Raw genomic sequence first — 14495 nt, 5'->3', positions numbered from 1 at the left:
AACGGAGCGCGGACCTATCGGCGCGCGGGTGGGACGCCGCTGCAGTTTCAGCGCCGCAGGCCGAGGCGGATCAGCACGACTTCTGCTCCGGACAGGAGGATTCGCCCGACACCCAGCAAGATGTAGGCCCACAGCGCCGGTGGATTCGGCTTCCACTGGCCGGGTGCAAGTTCCAGGGGGGCGGGGTCGGGGAACATTGTTCGCATGCTGCTAGAAATCGGCATGTTTGTCGAGGAAATGTGTACGCGGCTGTCGTCGCAGGCGTCGCGTCGTCGCCGGCCCAGGTCGATGCGGATACAGCCTGCAGGCTGCCGGCTGCGGGGTGTTACCTCCACTACCGACCAACCCGCGTTACGAAATCTTAGGACTCCGCTGTCAAAGATGCCGCTCTCGGAGAACGGCATATGGTTATGACTGCACAACTGTTTCTGCAGGAAGATGATGCCCAGCAAGCGCAGGGTCCCAGCGGTCGTCAGGCGCCGCGTCAGCCGATCGTGGCGGGTGCCACGGTGCGCGACGAAAGCGCCCGGCCGATCGACGCCAAGGTCCTCGACATGTCGGCCACCGGCTGCCTGATCGTCGTAGACGGCGTGATCGCGGTGCCGTCGAACATCAGCATCGGGATCGCCGGGATCGGCAGGGTTTCCGCACAGATCGTGCGCCGTAACGGCTCGCGCTACGGGTGTGCGTTCGATGAGCGGCTGAGCGATGCCGCGATCCTCGCGGCACGTGCAGTGGAAACCGTCGTACCCTTCGCAACCTCCGCCGACCCGCTTCCCACTGGCGCCGACATGACCGAAACGCTTCCCGAATTCCAGCGCCTGCCGCTGCGCACACGTGCGCTCGTCATCGTCGGCGCGTCGCTCGCCTTGTGGGGCGTGGTCGTGACCGGGGTCGTCGCTGCGGCTGCCGCGCTTAGCTGACGTCAGCCAGTACAGGTTCGGCACCCGAAACCGAGTTGGGTCCGGCCTGTGTGATGTCCACCGTCACGAGATCGCCGATCGCGGCATCCGTGACCAAGTGGACCGACTGCAACCACGGCGACTTGCCGAGCATCTGCCCGGGCAACTTGCCCTTGCGCTCGATCAGCACCGCACACCGCCGCCCGACGCTTGCCGCGTTGAACGCCGCCTGATCGCGATTGAGCGCCGCTTGCAGCCGCTGCAGCCGTTCGTCCATCACCTCGGCGGGCACGTGATCGCCCATCGTCGCGGCAGGTGTGCCGGGACGCGGCGAATATTTGAAGCTGAACGCCTGCGCATAGCCAACCGCATCGACCAGGCTCAACGTCTCCGCGAAGTCCGCTTCGGTCTCACCCGGAAACCCGACGATGAAATCGCCCGACAGCGCGATATCGGGACGCGCAGCGCGAACGCGATCGAGAATGCGCAGGTAGGAATCGCGGCTGTGGCTGCGGTTCATCACTTTCAGGATGCGGTCGCTGCCCGCCTGCACCGGCAGGTGGAGGAACGGCATCAGCTTGTCGATGTCGCGGTGCGCGTCGATCAGCCCCTGCGTCATGTCGTTGGGATGGCTGGTCGTGTAGCGGATCCGCGCAAGGTCCGGGATTTCGGCAAGCGTCGCGACCAGATGCTGCAACCCACGCGTATCGTCGGTCCACGCGTTGACGTTCTGCCCCAGCAATGTGATCTCGCGGGCGCCCGCATCGACCAGCGACTTGGCCTCGTCGACGATTTGCATGAATCCGCGGCTGACTTCTGCACCGCGCGTATAGGGCACGACGCAATAGGTGCAGAACTTGTCGCACCCTTCCTGCACGGTCAGGAACGCGCTCGGCGGCACCCGACGGCGCGCCGGCAAATGCCCGAACTTCATGTCGACCGGCATGTCGGTGTCGAGCGCGGATTCGCCCCGTGCCGCCTTCGCGACCAGCTCCGGCAGGTTGTGATAGGCTTGCGGCCCCACCACGACGTCGACCTTCGCCCGGCGGACGATCTCCGCCCCCTCCGCCTGCGCGACGCACCCGGCGACCGCGATCATCGGGTCGTTGCCGTGTTTGCGCAGGCGACCAATGTCCGAATAGACTTTTTCGGTCGCGCGTTCGCGGATGTGGCAGGTGTTGAGCACGACCAGGTCGGCTTCGGCGGGATCGGCCTGGGTCAGCCCTTGCGCCGCCATCAGTTCAGCCATGCGATCGCCGTCATAGACGTTCATCTGGCAGCCGAACGATTTGACCGCGAAGGTCCGCGGCGCCTTGTGGGGAAGTTTTGGGTCCGGTGTCATGATCGGCGCGGCTATAGGCGTAATTGCGCTGCGACTGAACCCCTAGCCGTTGGGCGCGCGCACATGATCCTTGATGTCGATCGCGGCGGGAAGGGTCGGGCCTTTGCCGGCCCATACGTCATGCCCGATGAACGGCGGCACCGGGCCGCACATCACGACCGACAGGGCTGCCTCGATACGACGCTTGCTCTCCGCCGCAATCGCCTTGCGGCCCGGAAAGTCGCGCGGGTAAAACGGTTCAAGGAAGTGCACCGCGACGCGGAACCGGTCCTTGCGTGCGAGCAGGCGCATCGCATTGGCCTTGCCGCTCTCCTCCCCGATCCAAGCGATGTCCGCGCCGACCGGGCCATAATCGAGCAACACCGGCTGGACCATCACCCCCGGCGGCGGCGGCTCGAGCACCTTGAGCATCGATGTCTTGAACGGCAGCAGCGACCGCCCGTCGGTGGTCGTGCCTTCGGGAAACACGGTCACCGACCAATTCTCCGCCAGCGTCTCGCGCAATGCGTTGATCTGTTCCGCGACCCCAAGCCGGTCCTCGCGCGCGACGAACACGGTACGGTTGAGCGTCGCCAGCCAGCCGACCACCGGGGCTTCGCGGATTTCCGCCTTGGCGACGAATGCCGTGCCGCTGGCGCCGGCAATCGCGCAGATGTCGACCCAGCTGACATGGTTGGAAACATAGAAGACGTCGCGCTTGAGCGGCACGCCGACCACACGGACCCGTGCGCCACAGATGCGCGCCGCCGTCCCAAGAAACAGGCGCGGCCACGGCGACGAAAGGCGAACGAAACGCCACAGATAATGCAGCGGAATCGCGAACAGGAGAGAAACTGCGAGCAACGCCACGCGCGTCCACAGCCGCATCCAGCCGAGCCGATTGATCGGGGGTGGCCGTCCGGCCGCCGCATCGGCGCGCGCAGCCACGCGCGCGGCAGCGGCTTCAGCCCTTGCGGTCAAGCGCGACGCCGTACAGTTCCATCCGGTGGTCGACCAGCCGGAACCCCAGCCGCTCGGCGATCGCCTTCTGCAACTGTTCCAATTCGGGATCGACGAACTCGATGACCTTGCCGCTCTCGACATCGATCAGGTGATCGTGATGCGCTTCGGGCGCAGGTTCGTAGCGTGCCCGGCCGTCGCCGAAATCATGACGATCGAGGATACCCGCTTCTTCGAACAGGCGGACGGTGCGGTACACGGTGGCGATCGAAATACCCGGGTCGATCGCGGAAGCGCGTTCGTACACCTTCTCGACATCCGGATGGTCTTCGGCATCGGACAGGACGCGCGCAATGACCCGACGCTGGTCGGTGATGCGCAGGCCCTTTTCGGCACACAGGGCTTCTAGATCGATATGACGCGGCATGACGCCGATGTAGGCGTCTTCGATTTATTGCGAAAGAGGATAGTGACTCGCAACAAGCCCTTCCCCGCAGCGGGGAAGGGCCTGTCGCCGAAAGTCAGCGACCGACCGGCTTGCGGCGCTTAGTGCCGAGCCCGATCTTCTTGGCAAGAGTCCGGCGCTGTTCCGCATAGTTGGGAGCAACCATCGGATAGTCAGCCGGAAGGTTCCACTTGGCGCGATACTGTTCGGGGGTCATCTGATAATGGGTCATCAGGTGACGCTTGAGCATCTTGAGCTTCTTGCCGTCCTCGAGGCACACGATGAAATCGGGCTTAATCGACGAACGGACCGACACCGCCGGCTCCTGGCGAACTTCAGCGACGGGGGCAGGGCCGCCAAGCGTCGTCAAGGCGCCATGCACATTGGCGATGAGCACGGGCAGGTCAGAAACCGCGACGCTATTATTGCTAACGTGGGCCGCGACGATGTCAGCGGTAAGCGTGATCAGGGTGTCCTGAAGCTCGCTGTTGATGTCCATTGGAATCCTTTCAACTCAATTGCACACGATTACAGTCCGTGGCAGTGGCGGGCTATCGTCCTGCACTCAATCGAATGCAAGGATCAATTACGAAGTTAACGTAATCGGTATTATAGATTGCGTCGATATGTCAGGGCATCGAATGCCTGACCGTCCCGGCCTCGATAGTATTGATGACGTTCGCCGACCTTTTCGAACCCTACTGATCGGTACAAACTGATCGCATCGTTACCACTTCGCACTTCCAGGTGCAGCGTTAGTGCGCCCTGACTTGCCGAGTCCGTAATGACCGAGCGCAGCAACGCTCCCGCTACGCCGCGACGACGAAACGTCGGGACGGTCGCCAACAACAACAGTTCCGCTTCATCCAGAATACGCCGCGACAGCGCAAATCCCGCCGCGTTCCCGTCGATCGTCGCGATCGTCAGCCAGACGCCCGGCATGGCGAGCAGTCCCAGCACCTGATTGTGCGTCCATGCTTCCCCGAAGCGGGGTTCGAACGCGGCCTGCATCATCTGGTCGACGATTTTCAGGTCGCCTGCTGCGCCGTTGCGCAGGTCGACCCGCACCATCGTGCTCATGCGATGGATCCGGCGATGCCCGCCTTTGGCACGGCGGGCTTGGCATCCGGCGCACGACCGTAGATCGGCACCGGGGGCAATGCAGCGAATTCGGGCGGAAGCAGCACCGCATCCGCGGCGTCGGGCAGAACATCGTCAGCGGTACGCCGGGGATCAAGCGCGGTGATGAAGCGGACTCCGTTGCCGGCCAGTGCAAGCTCCGGCGACAAGGCGTCGAGCGCCGCTTCCGGTCGAAGCGAAGCAAAGGGAGCGGTCGCGCGGAGCGGGGCGGCGAAACCTTGCATGAAGACTTCGCCATGCCCGCCTTCCAGCACCACCGCAAGATCGGAACATGCCGGATTTCTGCCGAATGCGGCCGCCGCAAGCAACGCGAGCGAGGAATAGCCCGACAACGCCGCGCCCCAGCCGAGCGCGAGGCCACGCGCAGCGGCGATCCCGACGCGGATGCCAGTGAAACTGCCCGGGCCGCAATCCACAAGGATGCGCCCGGCCCGCCCGCCATCGGGCAGCTCGGCGATCATCGCGATCAGGCGTTCGGCATGGCCCCGCCCGACGACTTCGTGCCGACGCGCGATCACGCGATCATGGTCGATCAGCGCAACCGAGCACGCGGCGGTTGCGGTTTCTATGACGAGCGTGCGCATCTGCTCAGACGATCGTGTTGAACATCTCGAAGTCCGGCCGGGGCGAACGATCGTGGATCGTCGCGTGGTCGCCGTGGCCGAGTGTGGAAATGAAATTGACGCTCACCGATGGCGTATCCGTAAAGAACGCCTTGTCGATCTTGCCGCCGTCGAAACCCGACATTGGCCCGGTATCGAGCCCGAGCGCACGCGCCGCGATGATGAAATACGCGCCCTGCAACGACGAATTGCGAAACGCCGAGGCCGCGCGCAGTTCGGCGTTACCATCGAACCATGCTTTCGCATCGACATGCGGGAACAGCATCGGGAGATGCTCGTGAAATTCGCGGTCCATCCCGATGATGACGCTGACCGGGGCCTTGAGGATCTTGGGCGCATTCTGCGCGGACACGCATTCCGCGAGCTTCGCCTTAGATTCATCGGTCGTGCACCACAGCAGCCGCGCAGGAAGCTGATTGGCCGAGGTCGGACCCCATTTCATCAGGTCCCAGATCGCGCGCAGTTCGTCCTCGCCGACCGGTGTGTCGGTATAGCCGTTATAGGTGCGCGCGGTGCGGAAGATCCGGTCGAGCGCGGCATCATCAAGCCTGTTCATCAGATCGCCCGTACTTCGGTCACTTCGGGGACATAGTAGCGGAGCAACTGCTCGATCCCGTTCTTGAGCGTCGCGCTCGACGATGGGCAGCCTGCGCAGGCACCCTGCATGGCGAGGTAAACCTTGCCCTTCTCGAACCCGCGATAAACGATGTCGCCACCGTCATTCGCCACCGCCGGACGGATCCGCGTCTCGATCAAGTCCTTGATCTGCGCAACGATGTCCGCGTCCTCGGGATCATCGGCAAAACCGGTGTCGCTCGCGACGCTGATCTCGCCTGCGCTGCCGGGGCGGAACAGCGGCATGTCCGCGCTGAAATGGTCGAGCAGGATGCCGAGCACGTCGGGTTTGAGCGAGGCCCAGTCGGTGCCCGCCGCTGCCGTCACCGACACGAAATCGCTCCCGAAGAACACGCCGGTCACATCGCCCAGGCCAAACAGCGCGTCCGCCAGCGGCGATGCTTCGGCGTCCTCCGGCGTTGCAAAGTCGCGCGTGCCGGCTGCCATGACCGTGCGGTTGGGCAGGAATTTGAGGGTCGCCGGGTTGGGCGTCAGTTCGGTTTCGATAAGCATGACCGTCATGTGGCGCGCAGGGGCGGGGATCGCAAGGGATCATCGCCGGGATGCCGCGTAGCGGCTACCAAGCCCCAATGCTGGCGGTCGCGGGATTTCCCCGCTATTGTCAGGACATGACTTCGCTCCAGCGCAAGATGCGCCTCGCCCTATTGTCGTCCCTCATCATCGGTGCCGCGCCCCAGCAGAATCCCCCTGCGGGGACCGCCCCGCCGCCCGCCACGACTCCTTCGGCGACCCAACCCGTATCCGCGGCGGCGATCGCGCAGGCAGGGGATGCGGCGATCGCGAACCGCGACGCGTGGCTGTACAAGGGCAGCGACATCACCCCCGACGCGGAGTGGAAGTTCGGGACGCTCAAGAACGGCCTGCGTTATGCGGTCCGCAAGAACGGCGTGCCCCCCGGCCAGATCGCAGTGCGCGTGCGGATGGACGTTGGTTCGCTGTACGAGACCGATTCCGAGCGCGGTTATGCGCACATGATCGAGCATTTGTCGTTCCGTGGATCGCAATATGTGCCCGACGGTGAGGCAAAGCGCATCTGGCAGCGGATGGGAACGACTTTCGGGTCCGACACCAACGCGCAGACCACCACGACGCAGACCGTCTACAAACTCGACTTGCCGAGCGCGACGCCCGCCGGGATCGACGAGAGTCTCAAGATCCTGTCGGGCATGGTGTCGCGCCCCAATATCACGCAGGCCGCACTCGGTGCGGAGCGTCCCGCGGTGCTTGCCGAACAGCGCGAAGCGCCGGGGCCGCAGGTGCGTTTCATCAACGCCCTCAACGCGACCTTCTTCGCGGGCCAGCCGCTCGCCGATCGCTCGCCGATCGGGCATGTGAAGGAACTCGAGGCCGCGACGGCTGAAAGCGTGAAGGCCTTCCACGATCGCTGGTATCGCCCCGAACGCGCGGTCGTCGTCGTCGCGGGCGATTACGACCCTGCGCAACTCGAAGCGATGGTCGCCAAGAATTTTGGCGACTGGCGCGGAAGTGGCGAAGCGCCCAAGGACCCCGATTTCGGCAAGCCCGATCCCAAGCAGTCGACCGCCAAGGCGGTGGTCGAACCCGGCATCGCATCGCGGATCGAAATGGCGATCCTGCGGCCGTGGCAGTACAATGACGATACGGTGATCTTCAACCAGAAGCGCCTCGTCGACTTCCTCGGGCTCGCGATCGTCAACCGCCGTCTGGAAACGCTGGCGCGTTCGGGCGGCAGCTTCATCGCCGCAGCGGTGCGGCTCGACGATCCGTCGCGTTCGGCGAACGGCACCTTCGTCACGATCCTGCCGGTCGGCAATGCGTGGGAGCCTGCCTTGAAGGACGTCCGCGCGGTGATTGCGGATGCACAGAAGTCGCCCCCGACCAAAGCCGAGATCGAACGCGAGCTCGCCGAGCAGCGCGTCCAGTTCCGCACCCAAGTCGACACCTATCGCGCCGAAGCTGGCGCCAAGGAAGCCGACGACATGGTCCAGGCAGTCGATATCCGCGAGACGACGACCTCGCCCGCGGTGATCCAGAAGGTGTTCGAGGATGCGGTGGCGAAGGGCTTCTTCGCGCCCGCCAAGATCCTTGAATCGACCCGCCGCTTGTTCGAAGGCACACCGCCGCGCGCGCTCATTTCGACGCCGACTGCGGAGCAGGGGATCGAGACCTCGCTCGCCAATGCGTTGAAGGCCAACGTCAAGGCACTCCCCAGCACGCGCCGTCGCCAGGGCGCGGTATCGTTCGACAAGCTGCCCAAGCTCGGCGCGCCCGCCACGATCGCCTCGACCACGCCGATCAAGCCGTTCGACATGCAGGAATATACGCTGTCGAACGGGGTGCGCGTGCTGGTGTATCCGACGACGTCCGAGGATAGCCGCGTCTATGTCCGCGTGCGCTTCGGGAATGGCTACAATGCGTTGCCGGTGGACAAGGAATCGCCCGCCTGGGCCGCCGACCTCGCGCTGACCGCGGGGGGTATCGGCAAGCTCAACCAGGGTGATCTCGACGCGTTGACGACGGGGCGGCGGATCGGTCTTGACTTCGGGGTCGATGAGGATGCCTTCACCTACAATGCGCTGACCTCACCGACCGATTTGCCCGATCAGTTGCGGATCATGGCGGCCGCGATCTCGGCACCGGGCTGGGACCCCGCACCGGTCGCGCGCGCGCGCAGCGTCGCGGTCTCCGCCTATCCCGGATATAGTTCGTCGCCGGACGGCGTTTTGCAGCGCGATTTGGAACGGCTGCTCCACGATGGCGACCCTCGCTGGGGAACCCCCAGCCTCGCCGCGATCCAGGGAACGACTCCTGCCAACTTCCGCGCCTTGTGGGAGCCGTTGCTCAAGACCGGGCCAGTCGAGGTGATGGTGTTCGGCGACATCAAGGCCGACGTCGCGGTCGCCGCGGTGCAGAAGACGCTGGGGTCGCTCCCGCCGCGTCCCGCCACGCCCAATTTCGTCGCGCCGCCGGTCCGCTTCCCCGCGCACAACCAGACTCCGGTGGTCCGCACCCATGACGGCCCGGAAAACCAGGCGGCGGCGGTGATCGCCTGGCCGACCGGCAGCGGCGTCGCCGGTTTGACCGATGCGCGGCGGCTCGACGTGCTCGCCGCGATCTTCAGCGACCGTCTGTTCGACCGGCTGCGCTCACAGGCAGGCGCAAGCTACAGCCCTAACGTGTCGAGCAGCTGGCCGGTGGGTCAGCCGGGCGGCGGGCGCATCCTCGCGATCGGGCAGGTCGCACCGTCGAACGTCCCGTTGTTCTTCAAGCTGTCGCGCGAAATCGCCGCCGAACTGGTGTCCAAGCCGATCGACGAGGACGAGCTGAAGCGCACGATCGGGCCGATGCAGCAATCGATCATGCGTCAGTCGACGGGCAACCAGTTCTGGATGAACCAGCTCGATGGCGCGACCTACGATCCGGCGCGGATCATCGCGTTGACGCATTTGTACAGCGACATTTCGTCGATGACCGCTGCGCAGTTGCAGGAAACCGCGGCGAAATATCTTCGGCCCGAGCGTGACTGGACGATGCAGGTGGTGCCGAAGGGGAAGTGACGCTGCTCCCTTTCCCCCCGTCATGCTGAACTCGTTTCAGCATCCACCGCGCAACGGGCACCGGCCGGACTGGTTGCGCGGTGGACCCTGAAACAAGTTCAGGGTGACGATGGTAGAATCTTGGACTGCGCTAAACGAATAGTCGGGCCGCTACCCCCGCGCCGTCGCCGACTTTGCCAGCGGCACGCGCATGACGCGGTCGTTCCCGGTCAGGAACAATGTCTTTCCGCCCTCGCCAAACGCACCATTGGCAATCGGGCCGCCGTGCGCGAAGCGGGCGATCGGCTCGGCTTCGGGGGTCATCAGGTAGAAGCCGCCGGGTGCGCTGCAGAACAGTGTCCCGTCCGCGGCGACCTTCATTCCGTCGGGCAGGCCGGGTCCCTTGAGGGTCGACGCATCGAGGAACACCCGCCGCTTGAGCGGCAGTCCGCGCGCATCGAGATCATAGACCATGATCCGCGGTGCCTTGTCATCCGACACCGACACGTAAAGCTTGCGCTCATCGGGTGAGAGCGCGACCCCGTTGGGATAGCTCAGCGTGCCGTCGATCAGCACGACTTCGCCGCCCGGCGTCCAGCGATACACGCCGTTGTGCGGCAGTTCGCGCAGCGGCGAGGTCGCGCCGTCGATGAGGCCATAAGGCGGATCGGTAAAATAGATCGCGCCGTTCCGCGCGATGTGGAGGTCGTTCGGGCTGTTGAACCGTTTGCCCTGATAGCGATCGACCAGCGCCGCGCGCTTCTTGCTGGCGAAGTCGTAGCGCATCACCGCGCGGTTGCCGCTGTCGGCGATGACCAGCGCGCCGTCGCGGCCGAGCGCAAGCCCGTTCGATCCTGCCTCGCGGAACAGCTTGGGGTCGGGATTGGCGAGGCCCGAGGGCGTCAGGAATGGGGTGACACCGCCTGCACGGGTCCAGCGACGGATCAGGTTGGCGGGAGGGTCGGAGAACAACAGCGCGTTGCTCGCGGGAATCCACACCGGACCTTCGGCCCAGCGAATCCCGCTCGCGATCGTCTCGATCCTGGTGCTCGGCGCGAGAAAGCGGTCTGCAAGCGGGGACAGCCGTTCGAGTGTCGGTTCGGTCGTCGCGGCTGCCGCCGTGCCCGACCAGACGGGGATCGTGGCGAGCGCGGCCATGCCGCCGATCATCGTACGGCGGGTGGGGCAGTTCGGCGCGCGTTCGACGGGGCCGGGCAGGGAAGGCTGATACGACACGATGGGCGATGTCCGGATATGGCGGATGGTGGCGGCATCCTCGCATCCGCCTCGACGCACGTCCAGCCACCACCGGTGTCCAGATTAAAACGTCAACGCATCAATAGGTTAGGACTTGTACAGTCCCTCCAGCCGAGCGCCATATACCTGTTTCAGCACGTGCCGCCGGATCTTGAGCGACGGGGTCAGCTGCTCGTTCTCGATCCCGAACGGTTCGTCCGCCAGCACGAAACGCCGGATCCGTTCGGTCAGCGATAGTTCGGCATTGACGCGTTCGACCGCGTGACCGAGCGCTGTGCGATATTCGCTGTTTTCGGCCAGTCGCGCGAAGTTACACGCATCGCCGTTCCGCGCGCACCATTGCTGGGTCCATTCGGGATCGGGGACGATCACCGCGACCATATAGGGCCGCCGATCGCCGAACAGCATCGCCTGCGAAATCTCGGGTTGCAGCGTCAGCATCCCCTCGACCTTCTGCGGCGCGACATTCTCGCCCTTATCGTTGACGATGATGTCCTTCTTGCGGTCGGTGATCTGAATCCTGCCCTTGGTATCGATCACCCCGATGTCGCCGGTGTGAAGCCATCCGTCTTTCAACACGCGCGCGGTCTCGGCGTCGTTGCGCCAATAGCCCTTCATCACCAGCTCGCCGCGCACCAGGATCTCGCCATCCTCCGCAATGCGCACCTCGGTGTTGGGAAGCGGGGGGCCGACCGTGTCCATCTTGATCCCGACCTTGGGGCGGTTGCACGAGATAACCGGCGCGGACTCGGTCTGGCCATAGCCCTGCAGCACGGTGATCCCGATTGCGTCGAAGAAGGTGCCGACCTCGGGCGTCAGCGGCGCGCCGCCCGAGACCATCGCCTTGATCCGTCCGCCGAAGCGCTTCTGGATCTTGGGGCGGAGCGTCGCTGCGAGCAACAAATCCATCGGCTTGTCGAGCAGCCCGGCCTTGCCCGCCGCTCGCTTGCTCCCGAGTGCCTCGGCGCGCCCGAGCAAATAGGTCGAGAGCTTGCCCTGTTTCTCGACCGCCTTGGAAATGCGCGCGCGGAGCAATTCGAACAGCCGCGGCACCACCACCATCATCGTCGGGCGGACTTCCTCGATATTCGAGGCGAGCTTGTCGAGGCTTTCGGAATAATAGATCTGCGAGCCCAGCGCGATCGGGAAGAACTGCCCGCCGCTATGTTCATAGGCGTGGCTCAGCGGCAAGAACGACAGGAAGATCTCGTCGTCCCAGCCGAAATCCTCCGAGATGATCGTGCAGCAGCCGAATACATTGTGGAGGATCGCGCCGTGATGCTGCATCACCCCGCGCGGCGCACCGCCGGTGCCGCTGGTGTAGATGATGCACGCGGTATCGTCGCGCGTCGCAGTGGTGCGGATCGTCGACGGTTCGGCGGCATGGTCCGCGAGCAACGTGTCCCAATGGTGGAATTCGAGCGCGCCCTGCTGGCCGCTGCGCAGATCCTCGATGCTGATCACGATCTTGGCGGTCGATGCGCGGATCGCGGCCGGGAGCAGCGTTTTGGCAAGTTTCGCGGTCGAGACGATCACCGCCTTCGCGCCCGAATTCTCAATGATGTGGGTGTGGTCGCGCTCGGTATTGGTCGTGTAGGTCGGCACGGTGATGCACCCCGCCGCCATGATCGCAAGATCGGCGATGCACCATTCGGGGCGGTTCTCGCTGACCAGCATGACGCGGTCGCCGGGGACCAGCCCGATCGCCTTCAGCGCCGCCGAAAGGCTGGCGACTTCGCGCGCGGTCTGCGTCCAACTGCGCGAGCGCCAGGCGCCGCCCGCCTTGTGCCACAGGAACGGCGCATCGCCTTGCTCAGTCACGCGCGCGAGGAACATCGCAACGAGGTTCGGGAAGGTTTCAAGAGTACGCATCGGTCTCTCCCTTTGGCGCGTCGTGTTCGACTGCGCGTGATACTTCGGGCGGCTTATTCGGGCGGGCGGTTGGCGAGCGCGCCGACCCGGACGATCTCGGTCATCCGCCCGTCCTCGCCGATCGCGACGCCTTCGCTGCGCGGATCGGCCGCACCGACCCAGCGGCCATCCACGCGTTCGATCGCATTCGCCTTCAGCCCCAGCGGCGCGCTAACCACGCGTTCGCCCAGTGCGCGGAGCGCCGGGATCATCGCGTCGAGCTGCGTGCCCTTTTCCGCCGCCGCGGTCTGGCCCGGAGCATATAGCAAACCGAGGCCGATCGCATCCTGTGCCGACATCTTCCAGTCGAGCACCGCGATCAGCGCCTTGGACACCTGCGCGATGATCGTCGAGCCGCCCGCCGCGCCGATCGCGATGCGGACCGAACCGTCGGGGTTGTAGACGATCGTCGGCGACATCGAACTGCGCGGGCGCTTGCCCCCGGCGACGCGGTTGGCGACGAGGTTGCCGTTCTTTTCCGGCACGAAATCGAAGTCGGTCAGCTCGTTATTGAGCTGCACGCCATCGACCGAGAGGCCTGAGCCGAAATAGCTTTCGATCGTGGTGGTGACTTCGGCGACGTTGCCGCGCCGGTCGACCGTGACGAGATCGCTCGTGCCGGGGACGTCGGCGTTGGGGGCAAGCTGGCGCGCCGGAGCGCCGGGGGGCGTGCCCGCGCTGACGCTCTGCATCGTGCGGTCGGGCGCGATCAGCGCGGAGCGCTGCGCGAGATAGGCGGGGTCGAGCAAGCCCTTGGCGGGAACGTCGACCTTGTCGGGATCGCCGAGATACATATCCCGATCGGCATAAGCGAGGCGTTCGGATTCGGCGAACAGATGCCACGCGACCGGGCTGGTCTTGCCGAGGCCGGCCATGTCGAAGCGTTCGAGCTGCTTGAGGATCATCAGCACGCCGATCCCGCCAGATCCCGGCGGGCCCATGCCGCAGATCTTGTAGACACGGTACGTGCCGCAGATCGGCGCGCGTTCCTTTGCGCGATAACCGGCGAGGTCGGCGAGCGTCATTTTCGAGGGGTTGCGCGGCGAGGTGTTGACCGCCTTCACGATCCGCTGCGCGACCGCGCCCTTGTAGAAGGCGTCGGGCCCCTGCTGCGCGATCTTCGTGAACAGCGCGGCTTGCGCGGGATTGCGGAAGATCGTGCCGACCGCGACGGGTTCGTTGCCGACGGGGAAGAAGCGCGCGTGCGCGGCGGGATCGAGCCGGTCGCCGAAATTGGCGAGCCCGTTGTGGAGCCGCGGCGTGACCGTGAAGCCGAGCTGCGCGAGTTTGATCGCGGGCGCGAACAATCGTGCCCAGGGGAGCACCCCGTAGCGCTTGTGCGCGAGCGCCATCATCCGCAAGTTGCCCGGCACGCCGACGCTGCGCCCGCCCGGCACGGCTTGCGTGAAGGGGAGGGGCTGGCCGTCCTTGCCATAGAACCAGCGCGCATCGGCGGCGGCGGGGGCGGCTTCGCGGCCGTCGAAGCTGGTCGTCGCATTGGCGGCGGCGTCGTGATGGATCATGAAGCTGCCGCCGCCGATCCCCGAATTCTGCGGCTCGACCACGTTGAGCGCGAGCATCGTTGCGATCGCGGCGTCGGTCGCGCTGCCGCCGGCTTTGAGGATCTCGACGCCAGCCGCGGCGGCGCGCGGGTCGGCGGCGCTGACCATGCCGGTGCCGGCCTGGGCGGCGACAGGCTTCGGATCGGTCCTCCGCGCGTCGAGCGCGGTCGGGGTGAGCAGGAGGAGAGCTAAAGTGACGAACGGCTTGTGCATCGTTGCGACC

Annotated in this window: 14 protein-coding genes; 2 read left to right on the top strand and 12 right to left on the bottom strand. The window is 65.4% G+C overall.

Annotation, left to right across the window (positions count from 1 at the left end):
- Window positions 1-47 precede the first annotated feature (47 nt).
- A complete protein-coding gene (locus AC3WJR_RS13550) occupies window positions 48-206 on the bottom strand; it encodes a hypothetical protein (RefSeq protein ID WP_354279131.1) in 159 nt (52 codons plus the stop codon).
- 198 nt (window positions 207-404) lie between these two features.
- Between AC3WJR_RS13550 and AC3WJR_RS13545 the strand changes: the two genes are divergently transcribed.
- Window positions 405-923 carry a PilZ domain-containing protein gene (locus AC3WJR_RS13545; protein ID WP_354279132.1) on the top strand — a complete coding sequence of 173 codons (519 nt, stop codon included), beginning with the start codon at window positions 405-407 and terminating at the stop codon, window positions 921-923.
- Here the strand turns inward: AC3WJR_RS13545 and miaB are convergent.
- The 8 genes from miaB to AC3WJR_RS13505 form a co-directional block, all read right to left on the bottom strand.
- Complete coding sequence (gene miaB / locus AC3WJR_RS13540; RefSeq protein WP_492725512.1) at window positions 916-2244, bottom strand: tRNA (N6-isopentenyl adenosine(37)-C2)-methylthiotransferase MiaB; 1329 nt, start codon at window positions 2242-2244, stop codon at window positions 916-918. The genes AC3WJR_RS13545 and miaB overlap by 8 nt on opposite strands.
- 42 nt (window positions 2245-2286) lie before the next feature.
- A complete protein-coding gene (locus AC3WJR_RS13535) occupies window positions 2287-3204 on the bottom strand; it encodes a lysophospholipid acyltransferase family protein (protein ID WP_492725511.1) in 918 nt (305 codons plus the stop codon).
- On the bottom strand, window positions 3188-3610 hold the full coding sequence (locus AC3WJR_RS13530; protein ID WP_010162106.1) for a Fur family transcriptional regulator: 423 nt from the start codon (window positions 3608-3610) through the stop codon (window positions 3188-3190). The genes AC3WJR_RS13535 and AC3WJR_RS13530 overlap by 17 nt, the downstream gene beginning before the upstream one ends.
- A gap of 94 nt (window positions 3611-3704) precedes the next feature.
- Window positions 3705-4127 carry a Ros/MucR family transcriptional regulator gene (locus AC3WJR_RS13525; protein WP_354279135.1) on the bottom strand — a complete coding sequence of 141 codons (423 nt, stop codon included), beginning with the start codon at window positions 4125-4127 and terminating at the stop codon, window positions 3705-3707.
- Between the two features lie 110 nt (window positions 4128-4237).
- Entirely contained in the window at window positions 4238-4708 is a 471-nt protein-coding gene (locus tag AC3WJR_RS13520; RefSeq protein WP_492725510.1) for a GNAT family N-acetyltransferase, read from the bottom strand.
- Window positions 4705-5352: a tRNA (adenosine(37)-N6)-threonylcarbamoyltransferase complex dimerization subunit type 1 TsaB gene (gene tsaB, locus AC3WJR_RS13515; protein ID WP_492725509.1), complete on the bottom strand. Its 648-nt coding sequence runs from the start codon at window positions 5350-5352 to the stop codon at window positions 4705-4707. The genes AC3WJR_RS13520 and tsaB overlap by 4 nt, the downstream gene beginning before the upstream one ends.
- 4 nt (window positions 5353-5356) lie before the next feature.
- The gene (locus AC3WJR_RS13510) at window positions 5357-5947 is read right to left on the bottom strand and encodes a malonic semialdehyde reductase (protein ID WP_492725508.1); all 591 of its coding nucleotides are present in this window, start codon (window positions 5945-5947) and stop codon (window positions 5357-5359) included.
- Window positions 5947-6519 carry a NifU family protein gene (locus AC3WJR_RS13505; RefSeq protein ID WP_354279459.1) on the bottom strand — a complete coding sequence of 191 codons (573 nt, stop codon included), beginning with the start codon at window positions 6517-6519 and terminating at the stop codon, window positions 5947-5949. The genes AC3WJR_RS13510 and AC3WJR_RS13505 overlap by 1 nt, the downstream gene beginning before the upstream one ends.
- Window positions 6520-6635: 116 nt before the next feature.
- Between AC3WJR_RS13505 and AC3WJR_RS13500 the strand changes: the two genes are divergently transcribed.
- Window positions 6636-9563 (top strand): M16 family metallopeptidase, encoded by a 2928-nt coding sequence (locus AC3WJR_RS13500; RefSeq protein ID WP_354279139.1) that lies wholly within the window; start codon window positions 6636-6638, stop codon window positions 9561-9563.
- A gap of 150 nt (window positions 9564-9713) precedes the next feature.
- On the opposite strand, the gene AC3WJR_RS13495 is transcribed toward AC3WJR_RS13500, so the two are convergent.
- The 3 genes from AC3WJR_RS13495 to ggt all read right to left on the bottom strand — a co-directional run bounded on the left by AC3WJR_RS13495 (window position 9714) and on the right by ggt (window position 14485).
- The gene (locus AC3WJR_RS13495; RefSeq protein ID WP_492726146.1) at window positions 9714-10712 is read right to left on the bottom strand and encodes an SMP-30/gluconolactonase/LRE family protein; all 999 of its coding nucleotides are present in this window, start codon (window positions 10710-10712) and stop codon (window positions 9714-9716) included.
- Between the two features lie 174 nt (window positions 10713-10886).
- The gene (locus AC3WJR_RS13490) at window positions 10887-12671 is read right to left on the bottom strand and encodes an AMP-dependent synthetase/ligase (RefSeq protein WP_492725507.1); all 1785 of its coding nucleotides are present in this window, start codon (window positions 12669-12671) and stop codon (window positions 10887-10889) included.
- A gap of 53 nt (window positions 12672-12724) precedes the next feature.
- Window positions 12725-14485: a gamma-glutamyltransferase gene (gene ggt, locus AC3WJR_RS13485; protein WP_492725506.1), complete on the bottom strand. Its 1761-nt coding sequence runs from the start codon at window positions 14483-14485 to the stop codon at window positions 12725-12727.
- Between the last annotated feature and the right edge of the window lie 10 nt (window positions 14486-14495).

This window comes from Sphingomonas sp. FW306-05-A (genome assembly GCF_058782275.1).
The sequence above is the reverse complement of the archived record's forward strand: the minus strand, read 5'-3'. Positions and strand labels throughout refer to the sequence as shown.